Raw genomic sequence first — 15,336 nt, 5'->3', positions numbered from 1 at the left:
TCGGCTTACTGCGCAGTTACCCACGCCCTAAACCGACACCTGTGACTGAGATCAAAAAATTACGATCTCGAGAAAGGATTAGGCAGACTCGGCGGTACGCTTCATACGCGCCAGATAGAAGCCATCGAAGCCGGTATCGGCCACGCTCACGGTTTCATCGTCGATAAAACTAAAGTGTGGGTTGGTGGCCAGGAAGGCATCGACCTGCTGGCGATTTTCCTGAGGCATGATAGAGCAAGTGGCGTAGATCAAGATGCCATCGACCTTCACCATACGGCTGTAGCTCTGCAGGATCTCCTTTTGCAGCTCGACCAGCACAGGCAGACGATCCGGCGTATCGCGCCACTTTGCATCGGGATTACGCTTGAGAACCCCAAGGCCAGAACAAGGCACGTCCAGAAGTACCCGATCGGCACTCAGCTTAAGACGCTTAATGGTCTTGCTACTGGCGATGATACGGGTCTCGACATTGTGGGCACCGGCGCGGCGTGCACGCTGCTTAAGGTTATCCAGTTTCCACTGCTCCACATCCATGGCCAGCAAACGACCCTTGCCCTGCATCTGGGCGGCAATGGCCAACGTCTTACCACCTGCACCGGCGCAGGCATCGATCACCCGCATGCCTGGCTCTGCGCCGACGGCGGCGGCCACGTGCTGAGAACCGGCGTCTTGCTGCTCAAATAGCCCCTGCTTGAAGCACTCGGTACGAAACAGCGCCGCATCTGAGATCACCTCGAGCGCGCTTGCCACGCCTGGCACCTCGCGGGTCTCGACCCCTTCCTTGGCAAGACGCTTGGCGAGATCTTCGCTATTTGTCTTCAGCGGGTTAACGCGCAGGTAACGCTTTGGCGCCTGTGCCAGCGCGGCGCGCTCCTTGGCCCAATCATCGCCTAACTGCTCCTGACCCAAGGTATCGAGCCATTCGGGGCAACCATCGAACAGCGCCGCTTGCTGCTTGGCCGCTGCCAGGCGCTGATTAAAATCATCTTCTTCGATCGCCAAGGTGTACTGCAACTTAGGGATCGGCAGCTCGTTCGCCATGTGCCAGGCATTGAGCAGGCGTGAACCCATACGGGCAATCTCATCGGTTGAGATATCTGCCAGATAGCAGTAGAAGTTGAGGCGGCGCAGCAGATCACCTGTGACATAGGTGATGCGTGCCTGCTCTGACGGCGCTAACTTGAGTCCAGAGAAGTGATGTGAATAGGCTCTGTCCAGCGGTTTGCCCTCTTCGAGCACCATGGCCAGCACATTGATAACTAATTCGGTTGAACTTGGAGATAGCGACGCATTTAACATAGTAGAGCCTAAAGTAGCAGAGCCTAGATAATAAAAATCGCTGGCGATCATAGGAGTTAAGCCCCTAATAGGCAAGCGATAGCGGCCATTATGGCAATAAAAAAGGCAAGCATTGCTGCTTGCCTCTGAATTATAGGTTTAAAGACCCAAGCCTTAGAGCATAGCCCTTAGAGCTTAGACCCCTTCACACCATAGAACATAATGAACAGGTAACAGATGATCGGCAGGAAGAAGGCATGCTGAATACCTATGTTATCCGCCAGTACACCCTGCAGCAGAGGTAGAATCGCGCCACCGACGATGGCCAAGCAGAGTACGCCCGACCCTTGTGAGGTGTGCGGGCCGAGATCCCGCAGCGCCAGGCTGAAGATGGTCGGGAACATGATGGAGTTGAATAGGCCAACCGCCAGAATCGCCCACATAGCCACGGTGCCCGTGCTGGTCATCGCCAATGCAACCAGTAGCGCCGCCATCAAGGCGTTGAAACCGAGCACAGTACCGGCAGGCACCTTCTGCATTACGGCACTACCGATGAAACGACCTACCATGGCGCCGCCCCAGTAATAGGTGATGTAACTCGCGGCGCTGGCCTCACTTAGTCCGGCAATGTCATCCTGGGCCAGGAAGTTAACCAGGAAGCTGCCGATAGACACTTCAGCTCCCACGTAGACGAAGATCCCCACGGCGCCGAGCACCAGGTGCAGTGATTGCAGCGCGCTGGTCTTGCCATTATGCACCACCTCGCCCTGCTCGCCGCTCTGACAATGCTCTTTGATCTGCGGCAGATCCAGTTTGGCAAATACCAGCGCCAGGACGCCTAATGCAGTGGCCAAAATAAGATAAGGCAGTTTAACCACTTCCGCCTCGGCCTGTGCCTGAGTCAGGGTCTCGCTAGCTTCAACGGCGACTGAGAGGATCAACACGGCGCCAAAATATGGCGCAACCGTAGTACCCAGGGCGTTGAAAGCCTGAGTCAGGTTAAGACGGCTAGAGGCGGTCTCTACGCTACCCAATGCATTCACATAGGGGTTCGCCGCCACCTGCAAAATAGTGATCCCTGAGGCCAACACGAACAAGGCGCCGAGGAAGAGTCCGTAGGTGGCCAGCGCCGCCGCAGGATAAAAGAGTGCACAGCCCAGTGCCGCGATCAGCAGACCTGTCACTATCCCTTTCTGATAGCCGAGGGCCTTAACCAGCTTACCGGCCGGCATAGAGACCAGGAAGTAGGCGCCGAAGAAGCAGAACTGGATCAGCATCGCCTCGGCGTAGTTGAGCGAAAACGCTGCCTTGAGATGGGGGATCAAGATGTCGTTCAGACAGGTGATAAAGCCCCACATGAAAAATAGCGAGGTCAGGGAGACTAGCGCGAAACGATAGTTCTCCTGCTCACCGCCAACCCCGGTAGCCGTGCTACTTTGTTGCATCATTGCCATGGTGTAGTTCTCTTTTGTTATTGTATATTTTATTGGTGGTGTTAAATCTTTTCACGCAAATAGCTGGCTAACGAGAGCCAGCTACTTCCGATTAGCAATTTCCAAGTCGTTTACTTCCAAGAATAGAAGCAACCGAAACCGTCAAACTGAATCAAATCGCCATTCAGTTCTGCCTTAGGCAGACCATGACCTTCCAGTGGTGCCAGTGCTTTCTCGCCCAGACCTGCCAGGCTATAGCTCTGCGACTGACCACTCAGGTTAAAGGCAACCAGGAGAGTCTGCTCACCCAGGCGACGCTCAAACACCAAAAGTGAATCGTTTGACTCAATAAATTTGATATCACCCGTGACGAGTATGGGGTGCTGTTTACGCCAGGCCAACATGTGACGGTAATGGTTCAGAATCGACTCAGGGTTGGCCTCCTGCACATCGACCGCCACAGCCTTATGATCGGCCGGTAGCGGCAGCCAAGGCGTGTTGTCACTGAAGCCGCCATGGTTAGCGTCATGGCGCCAAGGCATAGGCGTGCGACAACCGTCCCGGCCCTTGAACATAGGCCAGAAGGTGATGCCGAACGGATCTTGCAGCTGCTCATAGGCGATCTCTACCTCACCAAGGCCCAGCTCCTCTCCTTGGTAGCTACAGACACTGCCCCGTAGCGAACAAAGCATGGCGTTAAGCATCTTGGCCATATCGCTATTGAAGGTGTCTCTGCCCCAACGTGTCGCGACCCGCTGCACGTCGTGGTTGCCTATCGCCCAGCAGGGCCAGCCATCACCAATGCTCTGCTCCAGCGCCTCTACCGTGTGCCGGATATACGCCGGGCTGAAATCGTCGGTCAGCAACTCGAAGCTGTAGGCCATATGTAGGCGGTCCTCGCCCTGGGTGTATTCGGCCATGGTCGCCAGCGAGTCTTCCGAAGAGACTTCCCCTAGGGTGACCACGCCAGGATATTGGTTGATCAGCGCGCGCAGCTCTTCGATGAAACCAACAGTCTGCGGGCGGGTGTTGTTATAGTAGTGATACTGATAGGCGTATGGGTTATCTTCGCTAAAGCCCCTGCCCTGACGCTTGTCTTCAGGCTTGGGCGGATTGTCTCTTAGCTGCTCATCGTGATAACAGAAGGTGATCGCATCGAGGCGGAAACCATCGACTCCCTTATCGAGCCAGAACTTAACATTATCCAGCACAGCTTGGCGCACATCAGGGTTATGGAAGTTCAAATCCGGCTGGCTGGTCAGGAAGTTATGCAGATAATATTGCTGACGACGTGGCTCCCACTCCCAGGCGCAGCCACCAAAGATAGCCAGCCAGTTGTTAGGCGCGGTGCCATCCGGCTTAGGATCGGCCCACACATACCAGTCCTGCTTGGCGTTGTCCCGGCTCTGGCGACTCTCGCTAAACCAGGCGTGTTGATCTGAGGTGTGGCTGAGCACCTGATCGATAATCACCTTGATGCCGAGTCCGTGCGCCTTGTCGATCAGCTCGTCGAAATCCGCCATGGTACCAAACAAAGGATCGATAGCGCGGTAGTCGCTGATGTCGTAACCAAAGTCTTTCATCGGCGACTTGAAGAAAGGCGAGATCCAGATGGCATCCACGTTCAGACTCGCAATGTAGTCGAGTTTACTTATGATGCCTTGTAGATCACCTACACCGTCGCCATTGGAATCCATTAAGCTGCGAGGATAGATCTGATAGATGACGGCGCCGCGCCACCAGGAGAGTTGGTTCATTATCGCCCCTAGGTCACCAACGACTATATTAAAGGCAGGTGCCTGCCCCTGGGTTGCATACCTGTTACCCAATCGTTGTCGACGAACAATTGTTATTAGAATGAAACGAGCATACGTCATCCGGGAAATCGGGTTCAACACCACTGCATACGTATGCAAAACAGACAGGCGTAAAGCACCTTCTGACCACCTAGAACAAAAGCAAATATAAACATGGGGTTAGACTGAGTTTTGCAGGCCATTTTGTGAGCTGGCGCACCCCGCTAGACGCCCTTTTTGAGGCCGAGGTCACTTTTGAATACGTATGCATAATATTGTGACCGCGACGAGTGCGAGAGTAGTATCGGTGCTGCTACATAACAACTTAGAAACAAGTACAATAACAAGCACTCTCATTCACCTATATAGCTGTGAACAAGGGTCCCCCCTTATTTCACACATAAGAAGTAATACAGAATGAATAGAGTGAAAAAAGGGGAAGATGGATGTTTCAATTTAAACCTAACCTACTCACGCTAGCCCTGCTCTCGGCCGGCGTTTGTATTAATGTCTATGCAGCTGATAACGAGGCGGCGAAGGCTGAGGCGGCAGCAACGACTCAAGACGAGTCGATTGAAGTGATCGAGGTACGTGGCTTCCGTACCAGTGTGATCAAGTCGCTCAACAACAAGCGTTTTGCCGATACCGTATCAGAAACCATTTCTGCAGATGACTTAGGCGCCCTGCCTGATCAATCAATTGCCGATGCCCTAACCCGCCTGCCAGGTGTTACCGCCGTACGTACCGGTGGCCAGGCAAGTGGTCTTAACATTCGTGGTCTGGACGGTGATTTCGTTGCCGCGACATTAAACGGCCGCGAACAGGTTACCACTGGTGGTAAACGTGCGATCGAATTCGATCAATACCCTTCTGAGCTGATCAACCAGGCGCAAGTTTATAAGTCGCCAAAGGCTTCGCTCATCGAAGGTGGTGTTGCCGGCACAGTCGAGCTTAAAACAGCCGACCCGCTGCAGGCACCAAAAGACCACAACTTTACCGTTAACGCTCGTGGTAGCTTTAACGACCGCGCCGGTGAAATTGCCGACGCAGAAGAATATGGCAACCGTCTAAGCTTCTCGTACCAAGGTAAGTTCCTCGATGAAACCCTTGGTGTTGCCGTGGGTTACGCACATCTCTATCAACCTTATGTAGCAAGCCAATTCATCGGCCTACGTTTCAACGATGAGAGACGCGATGTCAACGGTGATGGCAACCTTGAATCCATCAGCGAAGGCTTCGAGATGCAACAAAAAGGTGGTACCGACACCCGTGACGGTTACATGGGCGCCATCCACTGGCAACCCAATGACAACTGGAGCTTTAAGGGCGACATCTTCCACTCTAAGTTCGATTCAGAGAACTTTGCCCGCGGTTTCCGTGTGAAATCATTAAAGAACGGTCAGATCAGCGACGCCATTGTCGAAGACGGCTCTATGATCGGTGGTACAGTGTCTACCGATGGTACTGATAACTTTGCCGTTTTTGTGGTTAACGATAACGACTCAAAATACTCAGAGCTCACCTCTGGCGCAGTTAACATCGAATGGACCAATGGTGAAAACCTCACCATCGCCGCAGACATCAGCTACTCTTCTGCCGACGGTGAATTCGTCAACGGCGGTACCCGCGCCGTTATCTATGACGACATGGCTAACAATGTTAGATCGGCCGAGTCGATCACTTATAAGCTAAACAACCTCAATCCAGCCGACATCAGTTTCGCCAAGGATTACACAGATACTTCGACCCTAGGTCTGAGAGAAGTGGGTATGTGGCCTTATGATCAACAAAACGATCTGATCGCTTACAAACTCGACCTGAACTACCAGCTAGACAATAGCTTCGTGTCGTCTATCGACGTCGGCGTAAGATACTCTGAGCGTGAGTTCAACGCGCAGCGCTCTCAAGCAGGCTATGGTTTCGAATTTGGCACCAACCCAGACAATCAACCTGTGCTGGCCCTGACCGATGATATGACCCGTGTGGTTAACTTTGGCGGCGAGCTTTCAGGCTACCCAAGCTTCCTGGCGATCGACTTTGATAAGGCTGTGGATCTGGTTAATGCACAACTGGCGGCAACAGGACAAGATCCTTTCGTCCCTACCGCTAACTGGGCCAACAACTGGACCATGATCCAAAGCGGTACGGTAAATGAAGACGTGCTAGCCGGTTATGTGCAGGCTAACCTGGACTTCGAGATTGGTAGCATCCCTGTAACAGGTAACATCGGCCTGCGTGTGGTTAACACAGATCAGTCAAGTACAGGTCTACAGCAAGTAGGTTTCGGTCTGGGTGAAGAGATCGTCGATGAAAAAGGCGTGGTCAGCACCGACTATATCCACAATAAAGTGGGCAAGTCTTACACCGACTACCTACCTTCGGTTAACTTGAACTTCCACCTGACCCAAAACGATCAGATCCGTTTTGCCGCAGCATCGGTTATGGCTCGTCCACCAATCGACAAGCTGAAGTCTGGTATGGGTTCTTGGTATGACGACTCTGCAACGCCAGGTTACAAGAAGTACAACGCATGGGGTAACACCAGTCCGCTACTGGATCCTTTCTATGCCGATCAGTACGACCTGTCATATGAGCACTACTTTGAAGAGTCTGAAGGTGCGATCGTCTTTGCCGTGTTCTACAAAGACATCAAGTCATTCATCAACAACTTCACTATCCAGCCATTTGACTTCGAAGAAGCAGGCTTCATCGTGCCAGACACTATTGTCGACAACGGTGTAGAGTTCCCTGTCGTTAAGAATGAAGGTCAGTATCAGACGGCGGTTAACAACGATAACGGCGGTTATATTCGCGGTATCGAACTTGCCTACACTCAGGTATTCGACTTCCTACCGGGCGCACTGAGCGGCCTAGGTTTCACCGGCAGTTACGCATACTCTGACAGTGAAGTAGAGTTTGAAACCGACCTAAGTGGTGAAAGCTTAGCTATCCCGCTACCAGGCCTGTCTGAGCACGTGTTGAACACCACCCTATTCTACACCTTGGATGGTTTCGATACCCGTTTGAGCATGCGTTATCGTAGTGAGTACGTTTCTGAACAAGTTGCGGTTGAATCTCAGCTGGCCTTCTTCGATGCAGAAACCATTCTCGACTACCAGGCATCTTATGCGATGGACAATGGTCTTAAGTTCTTGTTCCAGGTTAATAACCTGACAGACGAAGCTAACAAGACCTACTTCGGTCAGACGCACCAAACTGGTACCATCCAGAGCTTTGGTCGCCAATACTTCCTAGGATTTAGCTACACTATGTAATCTTAGGTATTAGCCGAAAAACACCTGCTTCGATCCCTTGAAGCAGGTGTTTTCATATTAAGCTAACGAAAAACTGTGTCATACCCAGAAAGTTAACTCAGTCACACCTAACACCTTAATGTGTCATCACGCTAGACACAGCATTAAAAGGTCGAACGCCGAAAGGACTGCCCATGAGACGTACTAATAACAAGTTGAAACTCACCCTCATCGCCACCTCGTTACTTATGCTCGCCCCTTCCACCTTTCAAGTGACGGCATCTGTACAATCGGCAAGCAGCTCCTTTGCCAGTGACAGTGCTAATGCCAGCGCCAATATCAGTACCGAGAAACTGCGTATCGAGCCCCTCAACTGGTGGGCGGGCATGCAACATAGTCAGCTTCAGCTGATGGTTCATGGCGAAAACATCGCTAAGGCTAAGGTGACGGTTAAGGCCGATGGCGTAACCCTTAAAGGCGTTGAGACCACAGAGAACCCCAACTATCTGTTTGTTAACCTGGACACTCAAGGCGCCAAGGCGCAGACTTTTGAGCTGACATTCGGCCAAGTAGGCCAGGACCAAATTAGCGTGCCCTACGAGCTGCTCGAGCGCAATAAGGGCAGCGCGGCTCGCCAGGGCTTTAGCACCAAAGACGTTATCTATCTCATCACCCCAGATCGCTTCGCTAACGGCGACCCCACTAATGACAACCAGGCCGACATGATAGAGCAAGCCGATCGCAGCAATCCAGGTGGTCGTCACGGCGGTGATATTCAGGGGATCATCAACAGCCTGGACTATCTGGCAGATCTTGGCGTCACTCAGCTGTGGATCAACCCGCTTACCGAGAATAACCAGGCCGAATACTCCTACCACGGCTACTCGGTCACCAACCACTACCGCATCGACCCAAGATTCGGCAGCAACGACGATTACCGCCAGCTGGCCATCAAGGCGAAGGAGAAAGGCATAGGCATCATCGCCGATGTGGTAGTCAACCATATCGGCTCAAACCACTGGTGGATGGATGATCTGCCCAGCCAGGATTGGGTCAATCGTCCTGAGGGCGCATCAGCTCAAGATTCCTCGGCCATCGATTTCACCACCCACAGACGTACCACGCTGCAAGACCCCTACGCGGTTGCCAAAGACAAGCGCGACTTTAGCCACGGCTGGTTTGTCGAGTCCATGCCGGACCTTAACCAAGAGCAGCCACAGCTTGCCAACTACCTGATCCAAAACAGCATCTGGTGGGTAGAATACGTTCATCTGAGCGGCATACGTGAAGACACCTACTCCTACGCCGATAAGGATTTTCTGGTCGATTGGACCCGCGCCATCATGACTGAGTATCCCAAGTTCAACATCGTCGGCGAAGAGTGGACGGGCAACCCAATAACCGTCTCCTACTGGCAGAAGGGCAAGGTCAATCAAGATGGCTACCAGTCAGAATTGCCAAGCCTGATGGACTTCCCCCTCTATGAAACCCTTATCAAGGCGCTAAGCGAAGAGGAAGGCTGGAGCGAAGGCATGATGCGCCTGTATGAGTTTCTCGCCAACGATGTGGTCTATGCCGACCCGACGCAACTTGTGCTGTTCGAAGGCAACCACGACACCAACCGCCTCTACAGCCTGCTGGGTGATAACTTAGCCCTGACCAAGATGGCACTGGCCTATGTGCTTACCAGCAATCGCATTCCGCAGATCTTCTATGGCTCAGAAATTTTGATGCAAAGCCCGACCAAAGATCGTAATGATGGTGTCACCCGCTCAGATTTCCCCGGTGGCTGGCAGGGAGATGCCATCTCAGTTTTTGATAATAAAGGGCTGAATGAAGAACAGCAATCTATGCTGAGCTTCACCCGCAGCCTGCTTAACTTCCGCAAACAGGCAGACTTCATCCACAGCGGCGGCCTGCGCCACTATGTGCCTCAGGATGGCGTATATGTGCAGATGCGCTGCGCCAAACAAGATTGCAGCGACAAGGCGCGCCTCATGGTGATCTACAACAAGTTGGATAAGGCGGTCGAATTGCCTCTCGCTCGCTACCGGGATCTGCTAGGCAGTGCCCGCATGGCTCAAGATGTGATCAGCGGCGATACCGCCACGCTGGATAAGAGCCTCTCGATCAAGGGACAAGGCGTTACCCTGTTAGCCATAGAGGACGCCAAATAATGACTAAGGCGCGTCACGATTTGAATAGGCTCTTGAATAAGCCGTTGAACATTACTTTAAACATTCCATTCAATAAGTTAAGTGCTGCCCTGTGCAGCGCCGCGCTGATGATTTCAGCCCAGGCCTTCGCCCTGCCCCAGATGGAGGCAACGACTAACGCAAAAACTGCTAGCGTCCAATCAAGTGACGCTCAGTCTACAAGCAGCGAGCGGGTGACCAAGCCTGTCATCTATCAGGTATTCACCCGCCTCTTCGGTAATACCCAGACCGCCAACATCCCCTGGGGCACCAAGGCGCAAAATGGTGTGGGCAAGTTCAGCGACTTTACGCCCAAGGCGCTAGAGAGCATCAAATCCTTAGGCGTCAGCCATATCTGGTATACGGGGATCCCCCATCATGCCTTGGTCGGCGACTACAGCCAGTATGGCATCGGCACTGATGATCCCGATGTGGTCAAGGGCCGCGCCGGCTCCCCCTATGCGGTGAAAGACTACTATAACGTCAACCCGGATCTGGCAGACAACCCCGCCAAACGCCTTGAGGAATTCGAGGCGTTGATCGCCCGCACCCACAAAGCTGGCATGCAAGTGATCATCGACATAGTGCCTAACCATGTGGCGCGCGGCTATCACTCGCTGTCGGCGCCTAAAGGCGTCACTGACTTCGGCGCGAATGACAACACTCAGCTCAGTTACGCCAGAGACAACAACTTCTACTATGTAGTGGGCACGCCTTTCGAGGTGCCAAGCCTAAGCCCGGATTTAAAGCCCCTCGGCGGCGAGCCACATCCGCTAGTCGATGGCAAGTTTGACGAGTTTCCCGCCAAGTGGACCGGCAATGGCTCGCGCGCAGCCAAGCCAGATCAAAACGACTGGTATGAAACCGTTAAGATAAACTATGGCGTCACGCCAGATGGCAGCGAGGATTTTCCTCAGCTACCTGAGGACTATCGCAGTAAGACGGCCGCCGAGCATTACGCCTTCTGGCAACAGGTGCCAAAAGATAGCATCCCCAGCTCCTGGATTAAGTTCAACGAGATCGCCCAGTACTGGCTCGCCAAGGGCGTAGACGGATTTCGCTATGACATGGCCGAGATGGTGCCGGTTGCTTTCTGGAGCTATCTGAACAGCCACATCAAGCATACCAATCCCGATGCCCTGCTGCTCGCCGAGGTCTATACCCCGAGCCGTTACCGCGACTATATTCACCTTGGCAAGATGGACTACCTCTATGACAAGGTGGGGCTCTACGACAGCCTCAAGGCGATCATCCAGGGCAAGGCTGGCACCCAGGCGATCGAGCGCGATCGCAACAACGTTGAAGATATCGCCGCGCACATGCTGCATTTTCTCGAGAATCACGACGAGCAGCGCATCGCCAGCCCTGAGTTTGCCGGCGATCCGTTAAGCGCCCTGCCCGCCATGGTTGTCTCCACCACCTTAAGCCAGGCGCCCACCCTGATCTATTTCGGCCAGGAGGTCGGCGAAGATGGCAGCGAAGACGCAGGCTTTGGCAAACCCAGCCGCACCAGCATCTTCGACTATGTTGGCGTGCCGGCCCACCAGCGCTTTATGAACATGGGTAAATTTGACGGCGGTCATTCTTCAAAAGAGGAGCTGAGTCTGCGAGCTTACTACGCCAAGCTGTTAAATCTCAGCCACAGCCTGAGCGCCCTAAGCGGTGAATATGGCGATCTACACAGGGCGAATATCGATCAAGGCAAGGGCTATGATGCAGACCTATTCGCCTTCAGCCGCTTCGACGACGAGCAGAAGGTCATCATCGTCAGCAACTTCGCTAAAGACAAGGCAAAGCACCTCATTATCGATCTCCCCGCAGCCTTAGTTAAACGCTGGCAACTCGCGCCGGGCACCTACCCACTAAGAGAGATGCTAAGTGATAAAACACCCACGGCGCCATTGACGCTCACGACGAAGGGAGGCCAAGTCACATTAGATTTAGCACCACTTGAGTCAAAGGTGCTTGTTGTAGGAGAGAAATAAGCCCGGTCATTTCAAGACATCAAAGCGAGTAGATTGAGTATTAGCACCACACTCCGTCTACTCGCTTTTAATTTCGATACATTCCGTCAGATTTACCGATATGACGATTCTTTTGTTAACGCTCCGCTAACCTGTGAACATTAACGAGTCCAGTTCCGGCCACTCTTTTTGTGGCCGGAACATATTTGAGCGGTTTGTTATATATTATTTGGCACGTCATTTACTGTTCCGTCATCATGTAAATAATGGACGTTTTCATCAACAATATCTTCTATTGCAGCCATTGCAGAGTTAGGTGATTCTACAAACCCCTCGATAGATTGTGCTTCGTAGTGAATCATATCGACTTCAATGGAATCTAGTTGAACTAGGCCTAAACCTTCAACATCAAGGTAGTATTTTGAACAATCTAAGGTATTATGGCCCTCCACTAGATTACTCGTGTTTATTAGTTCATTTAACCTAACAGCAATCTCACCATGCTCATCGAGAAGTGGATAATATCCAGGATAAGTTAAGTTATTTTCATATTTATCTAGGCCATTTCTTATCAAAGCTTCTTTTGCACTATCTTGATTAAAGTTGAATTTAGTATTCTTAAAATCACTCATTATCGGTTGTATCGTATAATGAATTGATTTAATTAGATGATTAACTAAAACAAGCCGGATATTATTTTCTTTTGCCAACAATATTGCTCCTTTCTGATAGGAGCTTGTTGTTGCAATTATTCCATTGGCATTTCCTATGTCACGTAATATCTCTGCAAAAGAAGCTACATGAGATTTCTTTACTGCAGATTTATAGTTTTTGCATTCAACACAAGTTCTGTAAGTCGTTCCGGCGGCTTTAAATTCCCAATAAACATCAATTTGATGAGTGGCTCCACTTTTACCAGTTATGGTAACGTCATGTTCTACTCGCAGATTTTCGAATCCGTCAAAATCCAACATTCCTTGATGAATTTCGGCAACTAGCTTTTCATATTCCGTGTTTCTATCAGTCAAATCTTAATTTCCTAGTAGATGCATAACGCTTATTAGCGAGAATGCCGCCCATGTAAATCACCACGACCTAATATACATCGCGACAAAGCTTTTTAAACATCTGAAATTTATATCAATAATGGTATTACATAACAAGGAGAAAGTGAGCAGCCCTAAAACCAAACGAGAATCGCAAGATTACATAAAAGGAAGTGAAAGTTGGGCTTTTTGGCAATATCCCATTATACGTGTATAGATCCGCAGTATAGCGAGTAAAGGTTAGCAACCTTCTAAACTTTCAACTAGTCATCAAAAGTGGTCAAATCGGAGAGACGTTAGATATCGAGTGTAGATACGAATGTGACCTTCGGTTTCAGGGATGAAACCGTAGAGCGGCCAGGGATGGCGCATAGCGTGTCACAGGCGTATCTGCACATAAGCCCACCGCAGGTGATAGGTTGCCATGAAGGTACGACCTTCAAAATCCCATCAAATGCCCAAACTGGTAGACGCTACAACCCAAAAGCATTCCCACATTCCCCCGCAGGAGGCGTTAGGTTGCCATGAAGGTATGACCTTCAATTCCCTCTGCAACATCCAAGCAAGTCAAAGGACAACACCACCAGCCACAAAAAAGCCCTCAATCTGAGGGCTCTTGTTAAATCTTATTTCTTACCCGGCCGACTATCGGCCCAAGGATTAAAGGCTGGCTTTTGTTCAGTTTTACGCTCCGAGCTTTGATCTTTCCCACCGCGATCACCAGCCGCTGCTGATTTAGCTTTAGCAGGCCTAGCCTTCTTATCGGCGGAGTTACCTTTATAGGTTGATGCCTTTTCATGAGGCTTGGATTGACCTCTAGGCTTATCTTCTCTCCGCTTATCCTTAACTTCCTTAGGGCCCTTCTCACCTTGGCTAGCAGCGGCTTCGCTACCCTTCTCACCTTGAGCCTGCTCACGCTTTGCTTTAGGCACATAGTTGAGAATCGAGATAGGTACGGGCTTTCTTGGGGCGAAACCTTCTATCTCTCGACGCTCCAGTAGATGATCGAGGCGGCTCTCGATCATGCAGAGGTTCTTAAAGTCATCCTTAGACACCAGGGAGATCGCCTCGCCCTTGGCGCCGGCACGGCCGGTACGACCGATGCGATGCACATATTCATCGGCTGGAAACGGCAGGTCATAGTTGATCACCAGCGGCAAGTTGTCGATATCGATACCGCGCGCCGAGATGCCGGTGGAGATAAGGTAGGCAATCTTACCCGCCTTAAAGTCCGCCAGGATCTGCTCACGTACCGCCTGAGTTCGGCCGCTGTGAATACACTCGGCCTCAATGCCACGCTTTTCGAGCTGACTCACCAGCTTGGCGGCGCCATGTTTGGTCTCGATAAAAATAAGCGCTTGGGGCCAGGCATTATCTTTTATCAGCTGACTGAGCAGCGCCGACTTCTTATCCTTATCGACCGTGGTGATCCACTGCTCAATATCTGGCTGGCTATCTTGATTCTTAGTGACCGACAGGTGGATCGCCTTAGGTACCGCCTGTTTCGCCAGCTCGCGCACCGGGCGAGACAGGGTGGCGGAGAACAGCAGGTTCTGTCTCTCCTCGGGCAGGGTATCTAGGATCTTGGTGATATCCTCGATAAAGCCCATATCCAACATGCGATCGGCTTCATCGAGCACAAGTAGCTCCACCTCATCGAAGCGGATCGCTCTCTGGGTGTAGAGATCCCGCAGACGACCCGGGGTGGCCACCACGATATCGACGCCCTCGATCAACTGCTGCTTTTGCGCCTGCACATCGACGCCGCCGTAAACGGCCATGGATACCAGCCCTAAGCCTTTACCATATCCGCCAATGCGATCATTTACCTGCAGCACCAGCTCGCGTGTCGGCGCTAGTATGATTGCCCGCGCCCGCTTCTTGCGCTGTGTTTGGCCCTGCATCAGGGTCGTGAGCATAGGCAACACGAAAGTCGCCGTCTTACCGCTACCGGTTTGCGCCGCCGCGATCAGGTTTTTACCCTTGAGCGCCAGGGGAATGGCTTCTTGCTGAATTGGCGTTGGTTGGCTGTAACCAAGTTGCTCAAGGTTAGTGAGCACAGCATTTGGCAGGCCAAGGTTTGCAAAGGTCATGGATTCTCTCTTAGGGTCGCAAGGGCAAAAATCGTCAGCCAATCGAGCGGCTGGTATTTGAGGCGCGCTAGTATAACAGAGCCGTTTGCTAAGACTAGTCCAGTTTACCCAAAGTAAACCAATAATATAGGATGCTTTAGTGATCTGGCTTAAATCGCCTTTGCGCCTCTCAGCCAATCACTGTTAGCTATCTCTACCAGCTACCAGAGCCCGCTTTTTGCATGAATCTAGTCACCTATTCGTTTTCACTATAAAACCTAACTTAATCTATCGCGCA

Annotated in this window: 8 protein-coding genes; 3 read left to right on the top strand and 5 right to left on the bottom strand. The window is 51.7% G+C overall.

The annotated features are described in order from the left end of the window. Nucleotides 1-78 precede the first annotated feature (78 nt). From K0I63_RS09770 to K0I63_RS09760, 3 genes are all read right to left on the bottom strand, one after another. Nucleotides 79-1,299: an RsmB/NOP family class I SAM-dependent RNA methyltransferase gene (locus tag K0I63_RS09770; RefSeq protein ID WP_220083287.1), complete on the bottom strand. Its 1,221-nt coding sequence runs from the start codon at nucleotides 1,297-1,299 to the stop codon at nucleotides 79-81. A 167-nt stretch (nucleotides 1,300-1,466) separates the two neighbouring features. Beyond that, a complete protein-coding gene (locus K0I63_RS09765; RefSeq protein WP_011865688.1) occupies nucleotides 1,467-2,732 on the bottom strand; it encodes a sugar MFS transporter in 1,266 nt (421 codons plus the stop codon). A 110-nt stretch (nucleotides 2,733-2,842) separates the two neighbouring features. Then, nucleotides 2,843-4,468: an alpha-glucosidase family protein gene (locus K0I63_RS09760; protein ID WP_220083286.1), complete on the bottom strand. Its 1,626-nt coding sequence runs from the start codon at nucleotides 4,466-4,468 to the stop codon at nucleotides 2,843-2,845. Between the two features lie 485 nt (nucleotides 4,469-4,953). Between K0I63_RS09760 and K0I63_RS09755 the strand changes: the two genes are divergently transcribed. The 3 genes from K0I63_RS09755 to K0I63_RS09745 all read left to right on the top strand — a co-directional run bounded on the left by K0I63_RS09755 (nucleotide 4,954) and on the right by K0I63_RS09745 (nucleotide 11,941). After that, on the top strand, nucleotides 4,954-7,782 hold the full coding sequence (locus tag K0I63_RS09755; RefSeq protein ID WP_220083285.1) for a TonB-dependent receptor: 2,829 nt from the start codon (nucleotides 4,954-4,956) through the stop codon (nucleotides 7,780-7,782). A 173-nt stretch (nucleotides 7,783-7,955) separates the two neighbouring features. Then, entirely contained in the window at nucleotides 7,956-9,938 is a 1,983-nt protein-coding gene (locus K0I63_RS09750) for a glycoside hydrolase family 13 protein (protein ID WP_220083284.1), read from the top strand. Beyond that, complete coding sequence (locus tag K0I63_RS09745) at nucleotides 9,938-11,941, top strand: alpha-amylase family protein (RefSeq protein ID WP_220083283.1); 2,004 nt, start codon at nucleotides 9,938-9,940, stop codon at nucleotides 11,939-11,941. Before K0I63_RS09750 ends, K0I63_RS09745 begins: the two co-directional genes overlap by 1 nt. Nucleotides 11,942-12,138: 197 nt before the next feature. Here K0I63_RS09745 and K0I63_RS09740 read toward each other — a convergent pair whose 3' ends face one another. After that, nucleotides 12,139-12,948 (bottom strand): restriction endonuclease, encoded by an 810-nt coding sequence (locus K0I63_RS09740; RefSeq protein WP_220083282.1) that lies wholly within the window; start codon nucleotides 12,946-12,948, stop codon nucleotides 12,139-12,141. 644 nt (nucleotides 12,949-13,592) lie between these two features. Next, nucleotides 13,593-15,059: a DEAD/DEAH box helicase gene (locus tag K0I63_RS09735; protein ID WP_220083281.1), complete on the bottom strand. Its 1,467-nt coding sequence runs from the start codon at nucleotides 15,057-15,059 to the stop codon at nucleotides 13,593-13,595. Nucleotides 15,060-15,336: the final 277 nt, after the last annotated feature.

Source organism: Shewanella rhizosphaerae (assembly GCF_019457655.1).
In the GTDB taxonomy this organism is placed as follows: domain Bacteria; phylum Pseudomonadota; class Gammaproteobacteria; order Enterobacterales; family Shewanellaceae; genus Shewanella; species Shewanella loihica.
Note: the sequence above shows the minus strand (reverse complement) of the source record. Positions and strands in the feature narration are given on the sequence as shown.